This window comes from Streptomyces sp. B3I8 (assembly GCF_030816915.1).
Taxonomy (GTDB): Bacteria; Actinomycetota; Actinomycetes; order Streptomycetales; family Streptomycetaceae; genus Streptomyces.
On the sequence record NZ_JAUSYN010000002.1, the window covers coordinates 1,408,979 to 1,430,413 of the forward strand.

At 72.5% G+C, this 21,435-nt stretch carries 19 protein-coding genes and 1 riboswitch; of the genes, 11 read left to right on the forward strand and 8 right to left on the reverse strand.

Translation table 11 applies throughout. The annotated features are described in order from the left end of the window. Window positions 1-147 precede the first annotated feature (147 nt). Together QFZ64_RS08570 and QFZ64_RS08575 are read right to left on the reverse strand one after the other, a co-directional pair. Window positions 148-1,785 (reverse strand): cation acetate symporter, encoded by a 1,638-nt coding sequence (locus tag QFZ64_RS08570; RefSeq protein WP_307063990.1) that lies wholly within the window; start codon window positions 1,783-1,785, stop codon window positions 148-150. Then, window positions 1,782-2,138, reverse strand: a complete 357-nt coding sequence (locus QFZ64_RS08575; RefSeq protein ID WP_307063992.1) for a DUF485 domain-containing protein — start codon at window positions 2,136-2,138, stop codon at window positions 1,782-1,784. The genes QFZ64_RS08570 and QFZ64_RS08575 overlap by 4 nt, the downstream gene beginning before the upstream one ends. A 381-nt stretch (window positions 2,139-2,519) precedes the next feature. On the opposite strand from QFZ64_RS08575, the gene QFZ64_RS08580 reads away from it, so the two are divergent. The 7 genes from QFZ64_RS08580 (at window position 2,520) to QFZ64_RS08610 (ending at window position 10,620) form a co-directional block, all read left to right on the forward strand. Continuing rightward, the gene (locus QFZ64_RS08580) at window positions 2,520-4,046 is read left to right on the forward strand and encodes a S8 family serine peptidase (protein WP_307063994.1); all 1,527 of its coding nucleotides are present in this window, start codon (window positions 2,520-2,522) and stop codon (window positions 4,044-4,046) included. A gap of 69 nt (window positions 4,047-4,115) precedes the next feature. Then, the gene (locus QFZ64_RS08585) at window positions 4,116-5,546 is read left to right on the forward strand and encodes a CoA transferase (RefSeq protein WP_307063996.1); all 1,431 of its coding nucleotides are present in this window, start codon (window positions 4,116-4,118) and stop codon (window positions 5,544-5,546) included. A gap of 83 nt (window positions 5,547-5,629) precedes the next feature. Further along, window positions 5,630-6,640, forward strand: coding sequence for a DEDDh family exonuclease (locus tag QFZ64_RS08590; RefSeq protein ID WP_307063997.1), 1,011 nt, complete (start codon window positions 5,630-5,632; stop codon window positions 6,638-6,640). An 88-nt stretch (window positions 6,641-6,728) separates the two neighbouring features. After that, the gene (locus tag QFZ64_RS08595) at window positions 6,729-6,962 is read left to right on the forward strand and encodes a hypothetical protein (RefSeq protein WP_307063999.1); all 234 of its coding nucleotides are present in this window, start codon (window positions 6,729-6,731) and stop codon (window positions 6,960-6,962) included. A gap of 60 nt (window positions 6,963-7,022) precedes the next feature. Next, window positions 7,023-7,817 carry an SURF1 family protein gene (locus QFZ64_RS08600; RefSeq protein ID WP_307064001.1) on the forward strand — a complete coding sequence of 265 codons (795 nt, stop codon included), beginning with the start codon at window positions 7,023-7,025 and terminating at the stop codon, window positions 7,815-7,817. A gap of 192 nt (window positions 7,818-8,009) precedes the next feature. After that, on the forward strand, window positions 8,010-9,860 hold the full coding sequence (locus QFZ64_RS08605) for a glycoside hydrolase family 15 protein (RefSeq protein ID WP_307064003.1): 1,851 nt from the start codon (window positions 8,010-8,012) through the stop codon (window positions 9,858-9,860). 4 nt (window positions 9,861-9,864) lie between these two features. After that, window positions 9,865-10,620, forward strand: a complete 756-nt coding sequence (locus QFZ64_RS08610; RefSeq protein ID WP_307064005.1) for an SDR family oxidoreductase — start codon at window positions 9,865-9,867, stop codon at window positions 10,618-10,620. A 184-nt stretch (window positions 10,621-10,804) separates the two neighbouring features. Here the strand turns inward: QFZ64_RS08610 and QFZ64_RS08615 are convergent, their stop codons facing one another. The 3 genes from QFZ64_RS08615 to QFZ64_RS08625 form a co-directional block, all read right to left on the reverse strand. After that, entirely contained in the window at window positions 10,805-11,608 is an 804-nt protein-coding gene (locus QFZ64_RS08615; RefSeq protein WP_307064007.1) for an enoyl-CoA hydratase/isomerase family protein, read from the reverse strand. Window positions 11,609-11,750: 142 nt separating this feature from the next. Then, window positions 11,751-11,972, reverse strand: a complete 222-nt coding sequence (locus QFZ64_RS08620) for a helix-turn-helix domain-containing protein (RefSeq protein WP_030378959.1) — start codon at window positions 11,970-11,972, stop codon at window positions 11,751-11,753. A gap of 330 nt (window positions 11,973-12,302) precedes the next feature. Further along, on the reverse strand, window positions 12,303-13,901 hold the full coding sequence (locus QFZ64_RS08625) for an ABC-F family ATP-binding cassette domain-containing protein (protein ID WP_307064010.1): 1,599 nt from the start codon (window positions 13,899-13,901) through the stop codon (window positions 12,303-12,305). 300 nt (window positions 13,902-14,201) lie between these two features. On the opposite strand from QFZ64_RS08625, the gene QFZ64_RS08630 reads away from it, so the two are divergent. Further along, entirely contained in the window at window positions 14,202-14,615 is a 414-nt protein-coding gene (locus QFZ64_RS08630) for a VOC family protein (RefSeq protein WP_307064013.1), read from the forward strand. Between the two features lie 117 nt (window positions 14,616-14,732). Here the strand turns inward: QFZ64_RS08630 and QFZ64_RS08635 are convergent, their stop codons facing one another. The 3 genes from QFZ64_RS08635 to QFZ64_RS08645 form a co-directional block, all read right to left on the reverse strand. After that, a complete protein-coding gene (locus QFZ64_RS08635; protein WP_307064015.1) occupies window positions 14,733-16,190 on the reverse strand; it encodes a hypothetical protein in 1,458 nt (485 codons plus the stop codon). Window positions 16,191-16,438: 248 nt separating this feature from the next. Then, window positions 16,439-17,581, reverse strand: coding sequence for an alpha/beta hydrolase (locus QFZ64_RS08640; protein ID WP_307064017.1), 1,143 nt, complete (start codon window positions 17,579-17,581; stop codon window positions 16,439-16,441). Between the two features lie 67 nt (window positions 17,582-17,648). Further along, a complete protein-coding gene (locus QFZ64_RS08645) occupies window positions 17,649-18,386 on the reverse strand; it encodes a class II aldolase/adducin family protein (protein ID WP_307064019.1) in 738 nt (245 codons plus the stop codon). A 241-nt stretch (window positions 18,387-18,627) separates the two neighbouring features. Between QFZ64_RS08645 and QFZ64_RS08650 the strand changes: the two genes are divergently transcribed. The 3 genes from QFZ64_RS08650 (at window position 18,628) to QFZ64_RS08660 (ending at window position 21,107) form a co-directional block, all read left to right on the forward strand. After that, on the forward strand, window positions 18,628-19,350 hold the full coding sequence (locus tag QFZ64_RS08650) for a lysozyme (protein WP_307064021.1): 723 nt from the start codon (window positions 18,628-18,630) through the stop codon (window positions 19,348-19,350). A gap of 179 nt (window positions 19,351-19,529) precedes the next feature. After that, a complete protein-coding gene (locus QFZ64_RS08655) occupies window positions 19,530-20,879 on the forward strand; it encodes an inorganic phosphate transporter (RefSeq protein WP_307064023.1) in 1,350 nt (449 codons plus the stop codon). Window positions 20,880-20,891: 12 nt separating this feature from the next. Further along, complete coding sequence (locus QFZ64_RS08660; RefSeq protein ID WP_307064025.1) at window positions 20,892-21,107, forward strand: hypothetical protein; 216 nt, start codon at window positions 20,892-20,894, stop codon at window positions 21,105-21,107. A 169-nt stretch (window positions 21,108-21,276) separates the two neighbouring features. Continuing rightward, window positions 21,277-21,418, forward strand: a riboswitch (cobalamin riboswitch). Window positions 21,419-21,435 lie beyond the last annotated feature (17 nt).

Sequence of the window (21,435 nt, forward strand, 5' to 3'; positions counted from 1 at the left end):
CTGCGTAATTCTTCCGATGACTGCGAGCCTACGTGACGCCACCGACAATGAACGAGGCCCTGCCGACCGTGGGCCCCCACGCGTGCCGGGGCCGCGCCGTGCGGTGCACGGCGCGGCCCCGGCGTACGGGTCCGGTCGCGTCGGCGCTCAGTGCGCTCCGGTGCCGGTGAGGGAACGCACCTCCAGCTCCGCGAACTTGCCCTCGTCGGGCTTCTCCTTCGACAGCAGGGTGCCGACGACGCCCAGCAGGAAGCCGACCGGGATGGAGATGATCCCGGGGTTCTCCAGCGGGAACCAGTGGAAGTCGACGTCGGGGAACATGGACGACGGTTTGCCCGACACCACCGGTGAGAACAGCACCAGACCGACGGCGGTGACCAGGCCGCCGTAGATCGACCAGAGCGCGCCGGAGGTGGTGAACCGCTTCCAGAACAGGCTGTAGAGGATGGTCGGCAGGTTGGCGGAGGCGGCGACCGCGAAGGCGAGCGCGACCAGGCCGGCCACGTTGAGGTCGCGGGCCAGGGCGCCGAGGACGATGGAGACGGCGCCGATGCCGACGGTCGCCCAGCGGGCCGCGCGCAGTTCCTCCTTCTCGCTCGCCTTCCCCCTCTTGATGACGTTGGCGTAGATGTCGTGCGCGAACGACGAGGAGGAGGCCAGGGTGAGTCCTGCGACGACGGCGAGGATCGTGGCGAAGGCGACCGCGGAGATCGAGGCGAGCAGGATCGCGCCCCACGTGGAGTCGACGCCGCCCAGATGGAGGGCGAGCAGGGGGGCCGCGGTGTTGCCCGCCTTGTTGGAGGCGATGATCTCGTCCGGTTTGATGAGCGCTGCGGCGCCGAAGCCGAGGGCGAGGGTCATCAGGTAGAAGCCGCCGATGAGGCCGATGGCCCAGTTGACGGACTTCCGGGCGGTCTTGGCGGTGGGCACCGTGTAGAAGCGGATCAGGATGTGCGGCAGTCCGGCGGTGCCGAGGACCAGGGCGACGCCCAGGGAGATGAAGTCCAGTTTGGTGGTGCCGGTGGCACCGTACTTCAGGCCGGGTTCGAGGAAGGCGGAGCCCTTGCCGCTGTTCTCGGCGGCCTTGCCGAGCAGGTCGGAGATGTTGAAGTCGAACTTCAGCAGCACCAGGAAGGTCAGCAGGATGGCGCCGATGATCAGCAGTACGGCCTTGACCATCTGCACCCAGGTGGTGCCCTTCATGCCGCCGATGGTGACGTACACGATCATCAGGAGGCCGACCAGGGCGACGATGGCGACCTTGCCGCCGTCGCTGGTGATGCCGAGCAGCAGCGAGACGAGGACACCGGCGCCGGCCATCTGCGCCAGCAGGTAGAAGATCGACACGACGATCGTGGAGGTGCCCGCCGCGGTGCGCACCGGGCGCTGCCGCATGCGGTACGCCAGCACGTCGCCCATGGTGTAGCGGCCGGAGTTGCGCAGCGGTTCGGCGACCAGGAGGAGGGCGACCAGCCAGGCCACCAGGAAGCCGATGGAGTAGAGGAAGCCGTCGTAGCCGGCCAGGGCGATGGCGCCGGCGATGCCGAGGAAGGACGCGGCGGACATGTAGTCGCCGGAGACGGCGAGGCCGTTCTGGAAGCCGCTGAACTGGCGGCCGCCGGCGTAGAAGTCGGCGGCGTCCTTGGTCTGTCGGCCCGCCCAGACGGTGATGACGAGCGTGATGGCGACGAAGACCGCGAACAGGGTGATGATCAGCGTCCGGTGCTCACTGGCCTCGCCGGCGGCGAGCAGTGCGGTGTGCGTTGTGGGGTGTGCGGGGCTCATGCGCCGCCCTCCATCCGGGCCTTGATGGCTTCCGCCTTCGGGTCGAGCTTGGCGGCGGCGTGCCGCGAGTACCACCAGGCGATGAGGAACGTGGTGAGGAACTGGGCGAGGCCGAGCGCCAGGGCGACGTTGATGTTGCCGAAGAGCTTGGTGCCCATGAAGTCGCCCGCGTAGTTGGAGAGCAGGACGTAGACCAGGTACCAGGCGATGAACGCGATCGTCAGCGGGAAGGCGAACGACCGCTGGGTCCGGCGCAGTTCACCGAACTCGGCGCTCTGCTGCACCGCTGTGAACTCCTCGGTCGACGGGAGCCGGGGGTCGGCTTTCGAAGGGGGAGGTGCGTCGGTGGCCACGAAGTCTCCTCGCGTTGCTGGTGCGTTACGGATGGTGACGGCAGTGAACGAGGAGGGTGTGTTCCCGGTCACTCTCCCGTTCCCTGCTCAAGGTCACGGACCGGCTCCGGGACCGGTTCAACATCCGCGGCGGCTTTCCGGTGACGTTTCGGCGGCGGTCGTGAGGCGGGTTCCGGGGCCGCCGGGGCCGACCGGCCGGGTACCGCCTCCCGGTGCGCCGGCGCCCTGTTGACGCGTGCGCGAAATCCGGGGGATTTTGCGAACTCATTGCTGACCAGCGAGGACGCGGGATAGCGTCGCCCTGCACCACTCGTCATGCACCTGCCCGGGGCGTCACTTGCGTTCCGGTGCCTTCACGCTTACGGATGATGTGGAGATCCCATGCCTCGTCTGCGTTCGCGCACGCGCTCGCACCGTGTCATAGCCCTGCCGCTCGGAATGGCCATGGCGTCCGCCCTCGCCTTCCTGCCGAACACCGGCGCCTTCGCCGCCGAGGGAGCACCGAAGGCCGCCACGACCGACGGCACCCCGCTCAGCTACGTCGTCAACGTCGCCCCGGGGCACGGTGCCTCGGACCTGGTGCGGCGGGCCATCAGCAGAGCCGGCGGCACGGTCGTCACCTCGTACGACAGGATCGGCGTGATCGTCGTCCACTCCTCGAACGCCGACTTCGCGAGAACCGTCCGCCGGGTACCCGGTGTCCAGTCCGCGGGCGCTACCCGCACCGCCCCGCTGCCCGCCCAGTCCACCACCGACGTCGGCACCCCCAAGGCGCTCACGGCGCAGCAGGTGGCGGACGCCCAGGCCGTCGACGGGCAGGACCCGTTGGAGCCGTTGCAGTGGGACCTGCCCGCCATCCAGGCGGACAAGGCGCACGAGAAGACGCTCGGCAGCCGCAGGGTGACGGTCGCCGTCATCGACACCGGCGTCGACGACACCCACCCGGACATCGCGCCCAACTTCGACCGCGCGGCATCCGTCAACTGCGTGTCCGGCAAGCCGAACACGGCCGACGGCGCCTGGCGGCCCACCGCCGAGGAGAGCCCGCACGGCACGCACGTGGCGGGCGAGATCGCGGGCGCCAGGAACGGCGTCGGCATCACCGGTGTCGCGCCGGGCGTGAAGGTGGCCGGCATCAAGGTCGCCACGACGGCCGGCTTCTTCTACACCGAGGCCGTGGTGTGCGGCTTCATGTGGGCCGCCGAGCACGGCGTCGACGTCACGAACAACAGCTATTACACCGACCCGTGGTACTTCAACTGCACCGACGACCCGGACCAGAAGGCGCTCGTCACCGCGCTGACCCGGGCCACCCGGTACGCCGAGCACAAGGGCACGGTCAACGTCGCCGCCGCGGGCAACGAGAACTACGACCTGGCCGCGGACGAGATCACCGACCCGTCCTCCCCCAACGACACCACCCCGGGCGACCGGGTGATCGACACCTCGAAGTGCTTCGACATCCCGACCCAGCTCCCGGGTGTCGTCACCGTCGCCGCGACCGGTGCCAAGGGCATCAAGTCGTCGTTCTCCAACTACGGCCTCGGCCGGATCGACGTCGCCGCGCCCGGTGGCGACTCGACGGCCTACCAGACCCCGGCCCCGCCCGCGAACAGCGGTCTCATCCTCGGCCCGCTGCCGGGCGGCTCGTGGGGCTACATGGCGGGCACGTCGATGGCGAGCCCGCATGTCGCCGGTGTGGCCGCGCTCATCAAGTCGACGCACCCGCACGCCTCCGCCGCGCTGGTGAAGGCCCTGCTGTACGCGGAGGCCGACGCCACGCCGTGCACCAAGCCGTACGACATCGACTCGGACGGCAAGGTCGACGCGGTGTGCGAGGGCTCGAAGAACCGCAACGGGTTCTACGGGTGGGGCACCGTGAACGCGCTCAAGGCGGTCACCCGCTAGTCCCGCCCACCACGCCGGGGGAGGGGACGGGCAGGCCCGTCCCCTCCCCCGGCCGCGCATACTGCGGGCATGACCGACATCGGCATGGCGTGGGCGGCGCTGGGCGGGGAACCGTCGCTGGTCCCGCGGATCTCGACCGTCGTACGGGAGGGGGCGCTCGCCGCCGTGCTGCCCGTGCGAGAGCTCGCGCGGGCGTGCGTGGGGGCGTGCGCCCTGGCCGGGTCCGAGTGGGGAGCGCGGCGGGCCGGGCTCGCACGGGTACCCGAGGTGCGGGTCGACGACGGGGCCGTCGCGACCGCCTTCCACAGCGAACGGCATCTGCGGGTCGACGGGCGCGCGCCGGAGACGTTCGCGCCGCTGTCGCGCTTCTGGCGCACCACGGACGGCTGGGTGCGCACGCACGCCAACTACCCGCACCACCGGGCACGATTGCTCGGTGCACTGGGTCTCCCGGCCGAGGCCTCCTCGGACACGGTCGGGGTGGCGCTCGCCGAACGGTCGGCCGTCGAGGTGGAGGAGACGGTGTGCGCGGCCGGGGGGCTCGCGGTGGCCCTGCGTACGCCCGAGGAGTGGGCGGCGCACGAACAGGGACGCGCACTGGTCGCGCGCCCCTTGGTGGAGCGCGAGCGCCTGGACGACGCGCCGGCCCGCACACCCGTGCCGCTCTCGGGCACGCCGCTGCTCCCGATGGCGGGCCTGCGGGTCCTGGACCTCACCCGGGTCGTCGCCGGGCCCGTGGCCACCCGCACCCTGGCCCTGCTCGGCGCCGACGTGCTGCGGATCGACAGTCCCCGGCTCCCCGAACTCCCCGATCAGCACCTCGACATGGACTTCGGCAAGCGTTCCGCGACACTCGACCTGGCGGCGCCCGTCGACCGGGCCGCGTTCGAGGAACTGTCGGCCTCGGCCGACGTGGTCGTGACGGGGTACCGGCCCGGCGCGCTCGACCGCTTCGGACTGTCCGCGCGGGCACTCGCCGAACGGCGGCCGGGGCTGGTGGTGGCGCAGTTGTCGGCGTGGGGCGCGTACGGTCCCTGGGGCGGCCGGCGGGGCTTCGACAGCCTGGTGCAGGTCGCCACCGGCATCGCGGTGACCGAGGGCACGGCGGACACGCGGCCGGGGGTGCTGCCGGCGCAGGCGCTGGACCACGGCACGGGCTATCTGCTGGCGGCGGCCGTCCTGCGGTCCCTCACCGACCAGACCGAACGCGGCGGCTCCCGCGTCGTGCGCCTCGCCCTGGCGCGGACGGCGGCGTGGCTGACGAGCGGCGGGACACCCGGAGACGGGATGCCGGAAGGCAGGGCACCGGGAGACGTGGCTGTGGGCGCCGTGAGCACGGGGGTGCCGTACGAGGACGCCTCGCCCTGGCTGGCGGAGGCGGACGGCGGGGCGGCGGGCCGGCTGCGGTACGCCCTGTCGCCGGTGCGCTTCGCGGGCTCCCCCGCGACCTGGGAGGGGGCGCCGGGGACCTGGGGCGCCGACGCGGCCCGGTGGTGGTGAGGGGGCGTCAGGAAGGCCGTGGGCGGGGCGAGGGGTGAGGTCCGCGACGGGACTGTCGGCCGGTGCCCGTATTCTCATTGACCATGCTCGAAGACCCTACGATCGCAGCGCCCCCGGCCTCCTGGCCGGCCGCGTATCCACAGGGGTACGCGGTCGTCGACGTGGAGACCACCGGTCTGGCGCGGGACGACCGCATCATCTCGGCGGCCGTCTACCGGCTGGACGCGCGCGGCGAGGTCGAGGACCACTGGTACACGACGGTCAACCCGGAGCGCGATCCCGGTCCCGTGTGGATACACGGTCTGACGAGCGAGGCGCTCGAAGGGGCGCCCCTGTTCCACGAGGTGGCCGAGGAGTTCGCGGCCCGGCTGGCGGGCCGGGTGCTCGTCGCGCACAACGCGGTCTTCGACTGGTCGATGATCGCCCGGGAGTACGCGCGGGCGGGCCACGAACCTCCGGTCCGTCAGCGGCTGTGCACGATCGCGCTGTCCAAGGCGCTGGCGCTGCCGCTGCCCAACCACAAGCTGGAGACCCTGGCGGCCCACTTCGGCGTCGTGCAGCGTCGGGCGCACCACGCGCTGGACGACGCGCGTGTACTCGCCGAGGCGTTCCGGCCGAGCCTGCACGCGGCGGCGCGGGACAACGTCCGGCTGCCGCTGCTGGAGTGCCTGCCGCTCACCGAGTGGTCCGCCACGCCGCGCATCGGCCACCAGGCCACGTCCCCGGACGGCCCGCGGCCCGGGAGCTGGCGCCAGTCCCGCAAGCTGCCGCCGTGCCCCTACCCCAACCCCGGCCGGTACGAGGCCGGGGAACCGCTCAGGCAGGGCATGCGGGTGGCGTTCTCCGGCGACACCTCGGTCGACCGCGAACTGCTGGAGGACCGCGCGGTCGACGCCGGGCTGCACGTGGCGACGAGCCTGTCCCGCCTCACCAGTCTGCTCGTCACCAACGACCCCGACTCGGGCACGTCGAAGGTGGTCAAGGCCCGGCAGTTCGGCACGCCGGTGGTCGACGAGGCGGCCTTCGGCCAGTTGCTGCAGAACGTCGCACCGGCCGCGGAACCCGTAGAGGCGAAAAGGCGTAAGCGGGCGTAAGCGGCATACCGGACGTACGGGTGACGGTGCGGCGACTCGCCCCGGAGGTCGCCCGCCCGGTGCGGGGCGGCACCGCACCCTGTCCCCCATGGCACGTTGCGAGGTCTGCGGAAACGACTACGGCATGACGTTCGAGGTGCACGCACAGGGTGCCGTGCACGTCTTCGACTGCTTCTCCTGCGCGATCCACCGGATGGCCCCGATCTGCGAGCACTGCCGTGTGCAGATCATCGGTCAGGGCGTCGAGGTGGAGGGCCACTGGTACTGCGGCGCGCACTGTGCCCGCGCGGAGGGGAGGGCGGGCATCACCGACAAGGTGTGACGCCGGGTGCCGGGGGACCCTACCGGCCGCAGGCTTTCAGGCAAGAGGTACCGTCGACGGGTGTACCGCTTCCTGTTGTCCCGGCAGTGGGTGATCCTCACCCTCATCGCACTCCTGCTCATCCCGACGATGATCGAGCTGGGCTTCTGGCAGCTGCACCGGCACCAGCACAAGGTGGCGCTGAACAAGGTGATAGGCGACTCGCTGGCGGCGAAGCCGGTGCCCGCCGAGTCGCTCACCTCCCCGGGCGGGAAGGTCGAGCACGTCGACCTGTACCGCAGGGTGACCGCCAGGGGCACCTTCGACACCGCGCACGAGGTCGTCGTGCGGCGCCGTACGAACACCGACGGCGAGGTCGGCTACCACGTGCTGACCCCGTTCGTCCTGGACGACGGCAAGGTACTGCTGGTCAACCGGGGCTGGGTCCCGGCGGACGGCGCGCAGACCGAGTTCCCGAAGATCCCGGCGCCCGCACGCGGTGAGCTCACCGTCACCGGACGGCTGATGCCGGACCAGACGACCGCCGACAGCGGCATCAAGAACGTCAAGGGTCTCCCCGACCGCCAGGTCATGCTGATCAACAGCCGGGTGGAGGCCGGCCGGCTAGGCAGGCCGGTGCTCGGCGGCTACGTCGAGCTGACGGCCCCGAAGCCCAAGGGGGACAGCCCGGAGCTGATCCCGGACCCCGACCACAGCGACATCGGCCCCCACATGGCGTACGCCGTCCAGTGGTGGCTGTTCTCCGCGGGCGTTCCGGTGGGCTGGGTCGTCCTGGCCCGGCGCGAGGCACGGGACAGGGCGGGCGCGGAGCGCGAGGAGGACACGACGGAATCGCGGGAACCCGCGACGGCGTAGGCCGACCCGCAGGAGCCGACGGCGTGGGCCGGCCCGCAGGAGCGCAGGCCCACCCGCAGCGGTGCGGGCCCCGGCGGGAGGCGCACGCCGGGGCCCGCACCGGCGTGGTGTCCACCCCGGCCGCTCCCGTCGCTCCCGCCCGCCCCCGGCCTGGGTGATTGCGCCGGCCCCGTTCCGGGAACCCCGAGGCGCATGAAGTCGCGCATCGAGGACTACGCCCTCATCGGTGACGAACAGACCGCCGCGCTGGTCAGCAGGTCCGGTTCCATCGACTGGCTCTGCCTGCCCCGGTTCGACTCCGGGGCCTGTTTCGCCGCCCTGCTGGGCGACAAGCACAACGGGCACTGGCGGCTGGCGCCCCAGGGGGCCGACGTCTGCGCCCGGCGGGCCTACCGCCCCGACTCCCTCGTCCTGGACACCGAGTGGGACACCCCCGAGGGATCGGTCCGCGTCACCGACCTGATGCCGCAGCGCGACCGCGCCCCCGACGTCGTCCGCATCGTCGAGGGCCTGTCCGGCACCGTCACCATGCGCGGCGCGCTCCGGCTGCGCTTCGACTACGGCTCGATCGTCCCCTGGATGCGCCGCACCGACGGCCACCGCGTGGCGGTCGCCGGACCCGACGCGGTCTGGCTGCGCAGCGAGCCCCCGGTGCGCACCTGGGGCGAGGACTTCTGCACGCACTCGGAGTTCACCGTGCACGAGGGCGAGAAGGTCGCCTTCGTCCTCACCTGGCACCCCTCGCACGAGCCGCGTCCCCGGCTCGTCGACCCGTACAACGCCCTGCGCACCAGCCTGTCCGACTGGCAGGCATGGGCGGCCAGGTGCCGCTACGACGGACCGCACCGGGACGCCGTCGTGCGCTCCCTGATCACTCTCAAAGCACTCACCTACCGGCCGACCGGCGGCATCGTCGCCGCGCCGACCACCTCGCTGCCCGAGCAGCTCGGCGGGGTCCGCAACTGGGACTACCGCTACGCCTGGCTGCGCGACTCCACGCTCACCCTGAACGCGCTCCTCGGCGCCGGCTATCTGGACGAGGCCGAGGCGTGGCGTAACTGGCTGCTGCGCGCGGTCGCCGGCGACCCCGCCGACCTCCAGATCATGTACGGCCTCTCGGGCGAGCGGCGGCTGCGCGAGGTGGAGCTGCCCTGGCTGTCCGGCTACGCCGGCTCCTCCCCCGTGCGGATCGGCAACGACGCGGTGACCCAGCTCCAGCTGGACGTGTACGGCGAGGTCATCGACTCGCTCTCGCTCGGGCTCGCCGCCGGGCTGCCCGCCAAGCCGCACATGTGGCAGGTGCAGCGGGCGCTGATGGACTTCCTGCGCACCGCCTGGAAACAGCCCGACGAGGGCCTGTGGGAGGTGCGCGGCGGCCGGAGGCATTTCGTGTACTCCAAGGTGATGGCATGGGTGGCCGCCGACCGCGCGGTGCGCGCACTGGAGGGCAACCCCAAGCTCGGCGGCGACCTCGACGGCTGGCGGGCGATGCGGGACGAGGTGCACCGGGAGGTGTGCACGCGGGGGTACGACCCGGAGCGGAACACGTTCACCCAGTTCTACGGCTCGAAGGAGCTGGACGCCTCGCTGCTGCTCATCCCCCGGGTCGGCTTCCTGCCGCCGGAGGACCCACGGGTGGTCGGCACCGTCGACGCGGTCCGCGCGGAACTCGGCCACCAGGGCTTCGTACGCCGTTACAGCACGGCGGGGCCGAACGTCGACGGGCTGCCCGGCGACGAGGGCACGTTCCTGGTGTGCTCGTTCTGGCTGGCGGAGGCGCTGCATCTGACGGGCCGTGTGCGGGAGGCCCGGGAACTGTTCGAACGGATCGTCGCCCTCGCCAACGACGTCGGGCTGCTCGCCGAGGAGTACGACCCCGTGGACGGCCGCCAGCTCGGCAACTTCCCGCAGGCGTTCAGCCATCTGGGTCTGGTGAACACGGCGCTGTGCCTGTACGGCGGCAAGGGGGCCAGTCCCGCGTTCCCCCCAGCGGTAGGCCCCCCGGAGGCGGGTGTGCGCGGAGTGGGCGGCGAGGCAGGATAGGGCCATGGATCTTGGACTGAAGGACCGTGTGTACGTGGCCACCGGGGCGACCCGGGGGCTGGGCAACGCCACGGCGCGGGAACTGGTCGCCGACGGAGCCAAGGTGGTGCTCACCGGGCGGGACGAGAGGACCGCGGCCGCGGCCGCCGCGGAGCTGGGGCCGAACGCGGTGGGGGTGGCCGCGGACAACGGCGACCCGGAGGCACCGGCCCGGTTGATCGCGGCCGCGCGCGAGCACTTCGCCGGCTTCCACGGGGTGCTGGTCAGCGTGGGCGGGCCGCCGCCGGGATTCGCGGCCGACAACACGGACGCGCAGTGGAGCGCCGCGTTCGAGTCCGTGTTCATGGGCGCGGTACGGATGGCGCGGACGGCCGCGGCGGAGCTGACGGAGGGCGGGGTCATCGGGTTCGTACTGTCGGGCTCGGTGTACGAGCCGGTTCCCGGGCTGACGATCTCCAACGGGCTGCGGCCGGGGCTGGCGGGGCTCGCCAAGTCGCTGGCGGACGAACTGGGGCCGCGGGGGATCCGGGTGGTGGGGCTGCTGCCGGCCCGGATCGACACGGACCGGGTGCGGGAACTGGACGCGGCCTCCGCGGACCCGGCGGCCACGCGCCGGGAGCAGGAGTCGCGGATTCCGCTGCGGCGGTACGGGAGGCCGGAGGAGTTCGGGCGGGTGGCGGCGTTCGCGCTGTCGCCGGCGGCGTCCTATCTGACGGGGCTGATGCTGCCGGTGGACGGCGGGGCACTGCGGGGGTTCTGAGGGGCTTTTTCGCGCGCCCGCCGCCCCTGCCCTTCCCGTCCCTCGAGGGGCTCTGCCCCTGGGCCCCGAACGGACCTCGGCTCACAGCGCGCGGGATGTGCGGCGGGTGCCGGGGTACGTCGTGACTCGTCGCGCAGTTCCCCGCGCCCCTTCTGGTGCGCGGGAACTGCGCGAGCGACCCGGGTCAGTCGCCGAGGTCCGCCAGGTCTCGGAGCCGACGGGCCTGCGCGGCCCGTTCCGCCGCGCGCTGCGCGTCGTACGTACGGTCGGCCGCCCCCTGCAGCAGCGCCTTCGTCTCGACGACGGCGTCCCTCGGGGCCGCGAGCAGCGCGTCCACGAGGTCGCGCACCGCGTCGTCGAGCTGCGCGACGGGGACCGCGGCGTTGGCCAGGCCTGTGTTCACGGCCTCCTGCGCGTGGACGAAGCGCCCGGTCGCGCAGATCTCCAGCGCGCGGGCGTACCCGACCAGCGCGACGAGCGGGTACGTTCCCGTGAGGTCCGGCACCAGGCCGAGGCTGGTCTCGCGCATGGCGAACCGCACGTCGTCGGCGACGACGCGCAGGTCACAGGCGAGCGCGAGCTGGAAACCGGCGCCGATGGCATGCCCCTGCACGGCGGCGACGGACACGATGTCGGTGCGCCGCCACCAGGTGAACGCCTCCTGGTACGCGGCGATCGTGGCGTCCAGTTCGGCGTCGTCGCTCCGGGCGAGGCCGATGAACGAGGGCTCGCCGGGAATTCCCTCGGGCGTGAACATCTGCCGGTCGAGCCCCGCCGAGAAGGACTTGCCCTCTCCGCGCAGCACGACCACCCGCACCGAACCCGGCAACAGCCGGCCGACCTCGATCAGCGTGCGCCACAGAGCGGGGCTCTGGACGTTGAGCTTGGCGGGGTTGGTCAGCGTGACCGTGGCGATCGCGTCGTCAACGGTCAGGCGTACGCCGTTCTTGTCGAGTACCGGTTCGAGGTCGAGTCCGAGCGAAGCCATGGGGCGCCTCCGAAGGGGTGCGGTCGTCGGGGACGCCGTACGACGGCATCCCAAGTGACTGCACAGTAACCACCCGGTCGGTCGCCCGACCGTCCGGGTGGTCACCATCGGAGAACCGATGACCGCCCCAGGCTCGAGGGCCTCAGGCGGAGGTGGACTTCTTTCCCCGGGTCGCTCCACCGCGTCCACGCAGCGTGACGCCCGACTCGCTGAGCATCCGGTGCACGAAGCCATACGAGCGGCCGGTCTCCTCGGCCAGCGCCCGGATGCTCGCACCGGAGTCGTACTTCTTCTTCAGGTCTGCCGCGAGCTTGTCGCGCGCGGCGCCGGTCACCCGGCTGCCCTTCTTCAGAGTCTCGGCCACCCGTGCCTCCTCATGGGAAGTGCGCTCTGGTCCTCTCATGATCACCCCTCCGGGGCGGGTTGGCCACCCATTCGGCAAGGTCGATGAGAGACGGTTTTGACGACAGGAGCGGGTCCCCACAAACGGAGGGATGTATTCCGATCACTGTTTTCCCGTACGCCCGCACGAGCGCGCCCACGAACCAGCAGGTCACGGACGTGCGACGGCCGGGCCCCCGCGGAAGGGGGACCCGGCCGGAAGATCGGTGCGCGACGCACCGGGGTACGAGGAGATCTCACGCAGATGGTGGATCACGCGTGGGTCGAATGATCCATGCGCAAGTGATCATCCTCAGGCGAGGGCGACCAGGTCCGCGTAGTCGGAACCCCACAGATCCTCGACGCCGTCCGGAAGCAGGATGATCCGCTCCGGCTGCAGCGCCTCCACCGCGCCCTCGTCGTGGGTGACCAGGACGACCGCGCCCTTGTAGGTGCGCAGGGCGCCGAGGATCTCCTCGCGGCTGGCCGGGTCGAGGTTGTTCGTGGGCTCGTCCAGGAGCAGCACGTTCGCGGACGACACGACGAGGGTCGCCAGCGCGAGCCGCGTCTTCTCCCCGCCGGAGAGGACCCTGGCAGGCTTGTCGACGTCGTCGCCGGAGAACAGGAACGAGCCGAGCACCTTGCGGACCTCGACGAGGTCCATGTCGGGCGCGGCCGACCGCATGTTCTCCAGCACCGTGCGCTCGGGGTCGAGGGTCTCGTGCTCCTGCGCGTAGTAGCCGAGCTTGAGGCCGTGGCCGGGGACGACCGCGCCGGTGTCGGGCTGCTCGACGCCGCCCAGCAGCCGCAGCAGCGTCGTCTTGCCGGCGCCGTTGAGGCCGAGGATGACGACTCGGGAGCCCTTGTCGACCGCCAGGTCGACGTCGGTGAAGATCTCCAGGGAGCCGTACGACTTCGACAGGCCCTCCGCCATGAGCGGGGTCTTGCCGCAGGAGGCCGGCTCGGGGAACCGGAGCTTGGCGACCTTGTCGGACTGGCGGACCGCCTCCAGACCGGCCAGGAGCTTGTCGGCGCGGCGGGCCATGTTCTGCGCGGCCACCGTCTTGGTGGCCTTGGCGCGCATCTTGTCGGCCTGCGAGTGGAGTGCGGCGGCCTTCTTCTCGGCGTTCTGCCGCTCCCGCTTGCGGCGCTTCTCGTCGGCCTCGCGCTGCTGCTGGTACAGCCTCCAGCCCATGTTGTAGACGTCGATCTGGGAGCGGTTGGCGTCCAGGTAGAACACCTTGTTGACGACCGTCTCGACCAGGTCGACGTCGTGGGAGATGACGATGAAGCCGCCGCGGTAGCTCCGCAGGTAGTCCCGCAGCCAGATGATCGAGTCGGCGTCGAGGTGGTTGGTGGGCTCGTCCAGCAGCAGGGTGTCCGCGTCGGAGAACAGGATGCGGGCCAGCTCGATGCGGCGGCGCTGGCCGCCGGAGAGCGTGTGCAGGGGCTGGCCGAGCACGCGGTCGGGCAGGTTGAGCGCGGCGGCGATGGTGGCGGCCTCGGCCTCGGCGGAGTACCCGCCCTTGGTGAGGAACTCGGTCTCCTGGCGCTCGTACTGCTTCAGCGCCTTCTCCCGCGTGGCGCCCTGGCCGTTGGCGATGCGCTGCTCGTTGTCGCGCATCTTGCGCAGCAGTGTGTCGAGGCCGCGCGCGGAGAGGATGCGGTCGCGGGCGAGCACGTCGAGGTCGCCGGTGCGGGGGTCCTGCGGGAGGTAGCCGACCTCACCGGACCGGGTGACGGTGCCCGCGGCGGGCATGCCTTCGCCGGCCAGGACCTTGGTGAGGGTGGTCTTGCCGGCGCCGTTGCGCCCGACCAGGCCGATGCGGTCGCCCTTGGCGACGCGGAAGGTGGCGGACTCGATGAGGACGCGGGCACCGGCACGCAGCTCGATGCCGGAAGCGGAAATCACGGACAGACTCCAGTAGCGGGTGAGGCGGGACGGGCGGCTGAGGACGTCTCCGCTGTCTAATGCGCGAGGAGAATGGCCATGGGCCAAGTCTAACGGGGGTGCGCAAGGGGTTTATCCCGTCCGCGGGGCCGCCCGCGGGCCCGCCGCCCCGTGCCGTACGCGCTGCTCGCGTACTCCTCCTGGGTACGGCCGTGCCGATTCCCGGGGCGTTGTCAGTGGCGGGTGCCAGACTGTGAAGCAGGCCACATTCCGGGCGTGCGGAGCGCGGGAGACGAAGGCCGCGAAGGGAGCGTGAACGGCATGGCAGGCACGGGTGGCAGGCGTCCGAGCGTCTTCCCCACGTTGTTGTACGCGGACGCGTCGGCGGCGATCCGTCAGCTGACCGCGGCGTTCGGCTTCACCGAACTCGCCGTGTACGAGGGCGAGGACGGCAAGGTGGTGCACGCCGAACTGGTGCAGGGCAACGGCGCGGTGATGCTCGGCTCCAAGGGCCGGGGCGGCCGGTTCGACGAGGTGATGAAGGGCGGCGGCCCGGCCGGGGTGTACGTCGTGGTGGACGACGTGGACGCGCACCACCGCAGAGCCGTGGAGCACGGCGCGGAGATCCTGACGCCCCCGACGGACCAGGACTACGGCTCACGGGACTACATGGCCCGGGACGTGGAGGGCACCATCTGGAGCTTCGGCACGTACGCGCCGGAGATCGGATCCTAGGGAGGGGACCGGTTCCCGGACAGTGACCGGTTCCCGGGCGGACACCAATCACCCGACGGGCACCGGTTCCCGGGCGGAGCGGCCGGGCGGAGAACCTGGGGGCGGGGGGCCGTGGGGTCAGCCGCCGGTGTGGACCTGGAAAGCGGCTCTTCGCACGGCTCTGGCCAGCGCCGGGTCGGGGTGGGCGGCGGCGAGGGCGACGAGTACCTGCACCGTGCGCGGGTGGCCCACGGCCCGCACCTCGTCCAGGAGCGCGGGCACGGTGGGCTGCACGGCGGACTCCAGGTGGCGTACGAGGAGCGGCGCCTCCCCGTGGTCGGCGACGGCGGCGGCGGTGTCCACCCACAGCCAGGTGGCCTCCTCGCGGGTGAGCACCTCGTGGGCGTCCTCGGGGTCGACGCCCTCCTGCTCGGCGAGCCAGAGCAGGGCGTAGGGGCGCAGTCCGGCCTCCTCGGCGGCGGCGCGCACGTCGGGTTCGGCGGGGGCGCCGACGACGCGCAGCGCCTCGAAGGCCAGGCCGCGCAGCAGCGCGTCCTCGCCGCGGGCGGCCTCGAGGAGTTCGGTGACCGCGCCGCCGACGGGGCGGGCGGCGAGCCAGGCACGGTACTCGGCGCGGGCGGCGTTGGGGCGGAGCTGGGCGCAGCCGCGGAGCATGTCCTCGGCGGCGACCTCGATGTTGCCGGCCGGGCTCTGCGCGGCCACGCAGATCTGCTCGAGCTTGACCCACACCGCCCAGCTGCCGAGCGGGGTGAGCGTGGCCTGTCCGTCGCCGTAGGTCAGCGCCCCGACGGAGGCGAGCGCCCGCAGCGCCCAGTCGAGGAGCGGGGCGAGGGTGGCGGCGTCGGCGGGCTCGGGAGGTGCGGGCGACACGGCCAGGGCGGTGGCGTCGACGGCCACGAGGGCGCCGTCGGACGGGGCGACGGGCTCGGGCACCGGGCCGTAGGGGACCTCGCAGCGTTCGGTGCGCAGTTCGGTGACGCGCTGGCGCAGCAGGTCGAGGAGCTGCTCCACCGGAACGGGGCCGGCGGAGAGCTGGAGGAAGGAGAGGAGCTGTGGCATCGCGGAGACGACCTCGGCGACGTCGGCGTGCTCCCGGTCCGAGGGTTCCGGGGTGGCCAGCGACCAGGCGTCGAAGAGGGCGACCCAGCCGCGCAGGACGGCGCTGTCGTCTCGGTCCCAGGCGCGCAGCCGCCAGCCGGAGCGGGCGCTGTCGCCGTGCACCTCGACGAGACCGGCGAGGCGTGCCGTGTCCCAGTCGGCGCGTACCTGAGCGACGGTCAGTCCCAGTTCGGCCGCGGCGGATTCGGAGGTCCGGTCGGAGAGGGTGCCCCCGCCGTCGGATCCGGCTCCGTCGCGGCCCGGGCGCAGGGCGGTGTCGGCCCAGCGGGCGATCGTGGCGGCGGCGGCCAGCCGGGCGCGGGCCATGCGGGCCAGTTCCGCCGGTGGCGGGGTGCCCTCCGGCGGCCGGGGCGCGGGGCGGCGCGTGCGGTGCTGGTTCACCGCTCGGGGAGCGGCGGCCAGGGGCCGCGGGCGGACGAGACGGAGCCTGGAGTCGCGCGGGGTACGGGACGTCACAGGGGCAGTCTTCCGGTTGACGGTCCGAAAACCCAAACGGAATGCGGATGCCGGCCCCCCGCCGCACCGCGGGGGCTGCGCAACCACCGTCCCGCGACCCGCCAACCGGAAGCAAACCGGGCCGAACCGCGACAAGAGGTGACGGCGGCCCGGGCGCACCCCTCCGGGGCGCGAGGCGCGGTCGGTCGGCGACTCGCACCAGTGAGGCGAACCAATGGGGTCGCACCGGTGCAGTCACACCAGCGAGGTCACACCAGTGGGGTCAGGAAGCGCCGCAACGCGTCCTCGTACCCCTCGGGGTCGGCGTTCCACATGGCACCGTGCGCCCCCTCCCGCACCACGTGCAGCGTGACCAGTTCCGGCCGCTGCGCCGCCAGCCGCCGCGAGGTCCCCCAGGGTGCGACGGAGTCCCCCGGCCCGTGGAGGATCAGCACGGGCTTCGTGAGCCGCGCCGGGTCCACCGCCTGCCGCAGCCGCTGCGCGTCCCACCGCATCCTTGCCTGGGCAGCTCGTACCGCGAGCGGCAGCAGGAAGCCGGGCGTGTGCCGTGCGGCGGCCAGCGCGCGCAGCGTCGCCTCCCGGTCGAGCACGGGCGAGTCGAGCACCAGCCCCACCACGCGGTCCCGCAGCTCGGAGCGGGCCGCGGTGGTCAGCGCCATGGTCGCGCCGGTCGACCAGCCGTACAGCACCACCTGCCGGGCGCCGTGGCGCACGGCGTGGTGGAGCGCGGCGTCCACGTCCCGCCACTCGGTGTCCCCGAGGTGGTGCAGACCGTCCGGCGGGCGGGGCGCGTCCGGATCCCCCCGGTGGGCGGGGGCGAGGACGGTGAAGCGGTCGCCGTGCAGGAAGCGCATCAGGTTCATCGAGTGGACCCGGGTGGCACCGAGCCCGTGCACGGCGATCACCCAGGTGTCCCGCGCGCCCGGCACGCACCACGCCGGGAGCGGGCCGAGTTCGCCGGGCACGTCCACGTCGGTGTGGTCGAGCCCGAGGGCGGTGCCCGGGTCGCCGAGGTACAGGGCGGGGGTGAACCTGACCCTGTCGCCGGTCTCCAGCGTGCCGTGGGTGACGCGTTCGAGGCGGCGTACGACCGTGTCGGCGGAGGGCGGGGCCCCGGGGAGGACCTGGCCGACGACCGCGTGCACGCCGTTGCCGACGAGGCCGTAGGTGCCGGGGCGCCGGGAGGCGAGGGCACGGGTCAGGGTGATCTGGCCCGCGGCCGTGGCGTGCACGGTGAGGCGGGGTTCGGTGGGCAGGGGGCGGCCGGGGGGCGCCTTGAGCGCGGCGTCGGCGGCGAGGCGGCCGGCCGCGACGCCGGCGGCGCCGACGCCGACGAGGCCGGCCGCGAGGGCTACGGTGACGGCGGCGGCCGTCGGCCTGACAGTGCGCACCGGTCCAGTGTCGTGGTTGAGGCGGGCTTCGGCCAGCGGAGCGCCCCGGAACGCCTCCGAGCGCCCCTCAGGGGGCGTCCGGTTGCCCGTAGTTCCGCAAACCGGCGGTGACCTCGTCCAGTTGGGACGGCGTCAGGAGGCTGGGCGGGCCCGCGGGTGACGCGGTCGCGATGAGCCAGAGCCGGCACATCCATTCCAGTTGTGCCGTGCGGTCGTACGCCTGGTCGAGGGTGTCGCCGTGGGCGAGGGTGCCGTGGTTCTGCAGCAGGCAGGCGGTGCGGCCGGCGAGGGCGCGGAGCACGTTCCCGGCCAGTTCGGCGGTGCCGTACGTGGCATAGGGGGCGACCCGGACCGGGCCGCCGAGGGCCGCGGCCATGTAGTGGATCAGCGGCAGTTCGCGGACGAGGGTGGAGACCGCCGTCGAGTGCACCGCGTGCGTGTGCACGATCGCGCGTGCGCCGGTGTCGCGGTACACCGCGAGGTGCATGGGGAGTTCGCTGGTCGGCCGCAGCGTGCCGAGCACCTGACGGCCGTCGAGTCCGACGCCGACCGCGTCATCGGGGCCCAGCCTGTCGTACGGCACCCCCGTGGGGGTGACCAGCACCGTGTCCCCCACCCGTACCGACACGTTGCCCGAGGTGCCGACGACCAGTCCGTCGGCGACCGTCCGGCGGGCGGTGGCGACGAGGGCGTCCCAGGCACGGTCCACCTCGTCCCCGCCGACCGCCCGGTCCTCCTGTCGCTTCCCTTTCCCCCGCCGACGTTCCCCCTGCCGCCGTTCACGTTCCCGTCGCTGCTCAGCCATGGCGCGATCATGCCAGGCAATGCGCGCGTCCCGGCGTGTACACCGGCGCTTACGCCCGCGAACACCCCTCTATGAGCCGATTGAATGATGATGGGCTGATTTACGGTGACCTTCGATTACTCTCTGGGGCTTCCGCGGGACCGTCCGTGCGCGGGCGCGTACACACGGCTTGCGCGACGCATGCACGCCACGCGCACGACAGTCCCCGGCGCCCGCCCGCACCACACTCACCGGGGGATTCATGACCGCACGCCCCACCGCCCGCGCCTTCACGCTCGCCCTCTGCGCCGCGCTCCTCGCCGTCGGAGCGGGGTCCGCCCGCGCCGCCGCCGACCCGCCGAGGGGACACGACGTCTCCTCGCACCAGCGCGGCGTCGACTGGACACGGGCGGGAGGGGACGGGGCGCGGTTCGTCTACGTCAAGGCGACCGAGTCCACCGACTACCGCAACCCCGCCTTCGAGGAGCAGTACGCCGGGGCGCGCGCCGCCGGCATCCTGCGGGGCGCGTACCACTTCGCGGTGCCCGACAGGTCCTCCGGTGCCGCGCAGGCGGCGTACTTCGTGCGCAACGGCGGTGCCTGGCGCGCGGACGGGCGGACCCTGCCGCCCGCGCTGGACATGGAGTACAACCCGTACGGCACGCAGAGGTGCTACGGGCTGGGCAGGACCGCCATGGTGCGCTGGATCAGGTCGTTCAGCGACGAGGTACTGGGGCTGACCGGGCGCCGCCCCGTGCTGTACACCACGGCCGACTGGTGGCGGCTGTGCACCGGTGACAGCACCGTCTTCGCCGGTGACCACGCGCTGTGGATCGCCCGGCACGACGCCTCCGACACGGGCGCCCTGCCCGGCGGCTGGACGACCTGGACGTTCTGGCAGTACGCCACCAAGGGCACCCTGCCCGGCGACCAGAACGTCTTCCACGGTTCCCTCGCCGGACTGAAGCGGTTCGCGCGCGGCTGAGGTGCCCTCGGGGAGCGGCGGCACCCGGGCACCGTCGGGACCGGTACCCGGACGCCGCCGGGTAAGCGGAACCCCGGCACCTCGTTGGGGTCACCACACCGCCTGCCCCAGTTCACCTGCCGTTCACCCAGGTTGCCTACGGTCCAAGGGCCACTGACGTCCAACAGAAGCCTGGGTAAATGGAACACATCACGCTCCTCCTGGGTATCGTGATTGTCACCGCACTCGCGTTCGACTTCACGAACGGTTTCCACGACACGGCCAACGCGATGGCCACCACCATCTCGACCGGCGCTCTGAGGCCCAAGACGGCGGTGGCCATGTCCGCCGTGCTGAACCTCGTCGGCGCGTTCCTCTCCGTGGAGGTCGCCAAGACGATCTCCGGCGGCATCATCGACGAAGAGGGCCTTCGAACCGAAGTGATCTTCGCCGCTCTCGTCGGCGCGATCCTGTGGAATCTGCTGACCTGGCTGCTGGGTCTCCCCTCCAGCTCCTCCCACGCACTGTTCGGCGGTCTGATCGGCGCGGCGGTCATGTCGGCCGGCTGGTCGTCGGTGAACGGCTCGACCGTCGTCACCAAGATCCTCCTTCCCGCGGTCGCCGCGCCGGTCGTGGCCGGTCTCGCCGCGATGCTGGCGACCCGGCTGACGTACGCCATCGGCAATCGGGCCGACGAGAAGGCCACCGCGAAGGGGTACCGGGCCGGGCAGATCGCCTCGGCCGGCCTGGTCTCCCTCGCGCACGGCACCAACGACGCGCAGAAGACCATGGGCATCATCACCCTCGCCCTGGTCACCGGCGGCGTCCTCTCCCCCGGTTCCAACCCGCCGATGTGGGTGATCTTCTCGGCGGGCACGGCCATAGCGCTCGGCACCTACCTGGGCGGCTGGCGGATCATCCGGACCCTCGGCAAGGGGCTGACCGACCTGGCGCCGCCGCAGGGATTCGCCGCGCAGACCAGTGCGGCGACGGCGATCCTCGCCTCCTCCCACATCGGCTTCTCGCTCTCCACCACCCAGGTCTGCTCCGGCGCGGTGATGGGCTCCGGACTCGGCCGCCGGGGCGCGGTGGTCCGCTGGTCCACCGCGACCCGCATGGTCGTCGCCTGGTGCCTGACGCTGCCCGCGGCGGGACTGGTCGGCGCCGGGGCGGAACTGCTCACCAAGCAGGGCACGTGGGGCACGGTCGTGACCGGCGCGCTGCTGCTCGCGGGGGCGGGGACGATCTGGGTGCTGTCCCGCCGCAAGCCGGTGACCGTGGACAACGTCAATGACCTGGACTCCGTCGCAGACGTCGACGTCGAGTCGCCGGGCGTCGTGACCGCGGCCATCGCCGCGGTGGCGCCGCCGCCGGCGGGCCCGATCATCGCCGCGGACGGCGCCGGGGCGACCGTCGTCGGCACGGCTGTCGCCGCCGCACCTGCCGTCGCCACGGCCGCCGGCGGCACGGTGGCCACGGGGTTGCAGACCACCATTCCCGCTCCGGACACCGGGTCCGCGGCGGAACCGACTCGTCCCGCCGCGGTGTGAGGAACGGACATCATGAAGATCGACTGGGTAGCGCTCGGATCAGTGTTCGGGGTCTCTCTCGTGGTGACGGTGGGACTGGTGGGTCTGTTCACGCTCGGCATCGTGGGACTCACCAAGAAGGAGTCCGCGCGGGGCGGGAGCGCAGTGCTCGCCACCACGGGGGCGTACGCGTGCTTCGCCGCGTGTGCGGCCGCGGTCGCGTACGGCATCCAACTGATCGTGGCCTGACGGACCGTGAACCCACGTGACCACGTGACCATGTGACCCCGCGAGCGTGATGGCGCGACGACGTGAGGGGGGTGGGGGCGGTTTTCGTCCCCACCCCCCTTCGCATGCCCCCGGGACGGGCGCCGGCGTACGTGTGGGACTCCGCACAGCAGGTCAGGGCCAGGTTGACTGGTGTCGGGGGGCGTGGTGAACTGCCGAAGCCAATACGGCGGCAGGAGAGGAAGCCGGTGCGAATCCGGCGCGGTCCCGCCACTGTCACCGGGGTAGACATCCCCGGGAGCCAGGAACTCTCACCGCCGGTCTCGTCGAACCAGGGCGTGGACACCCT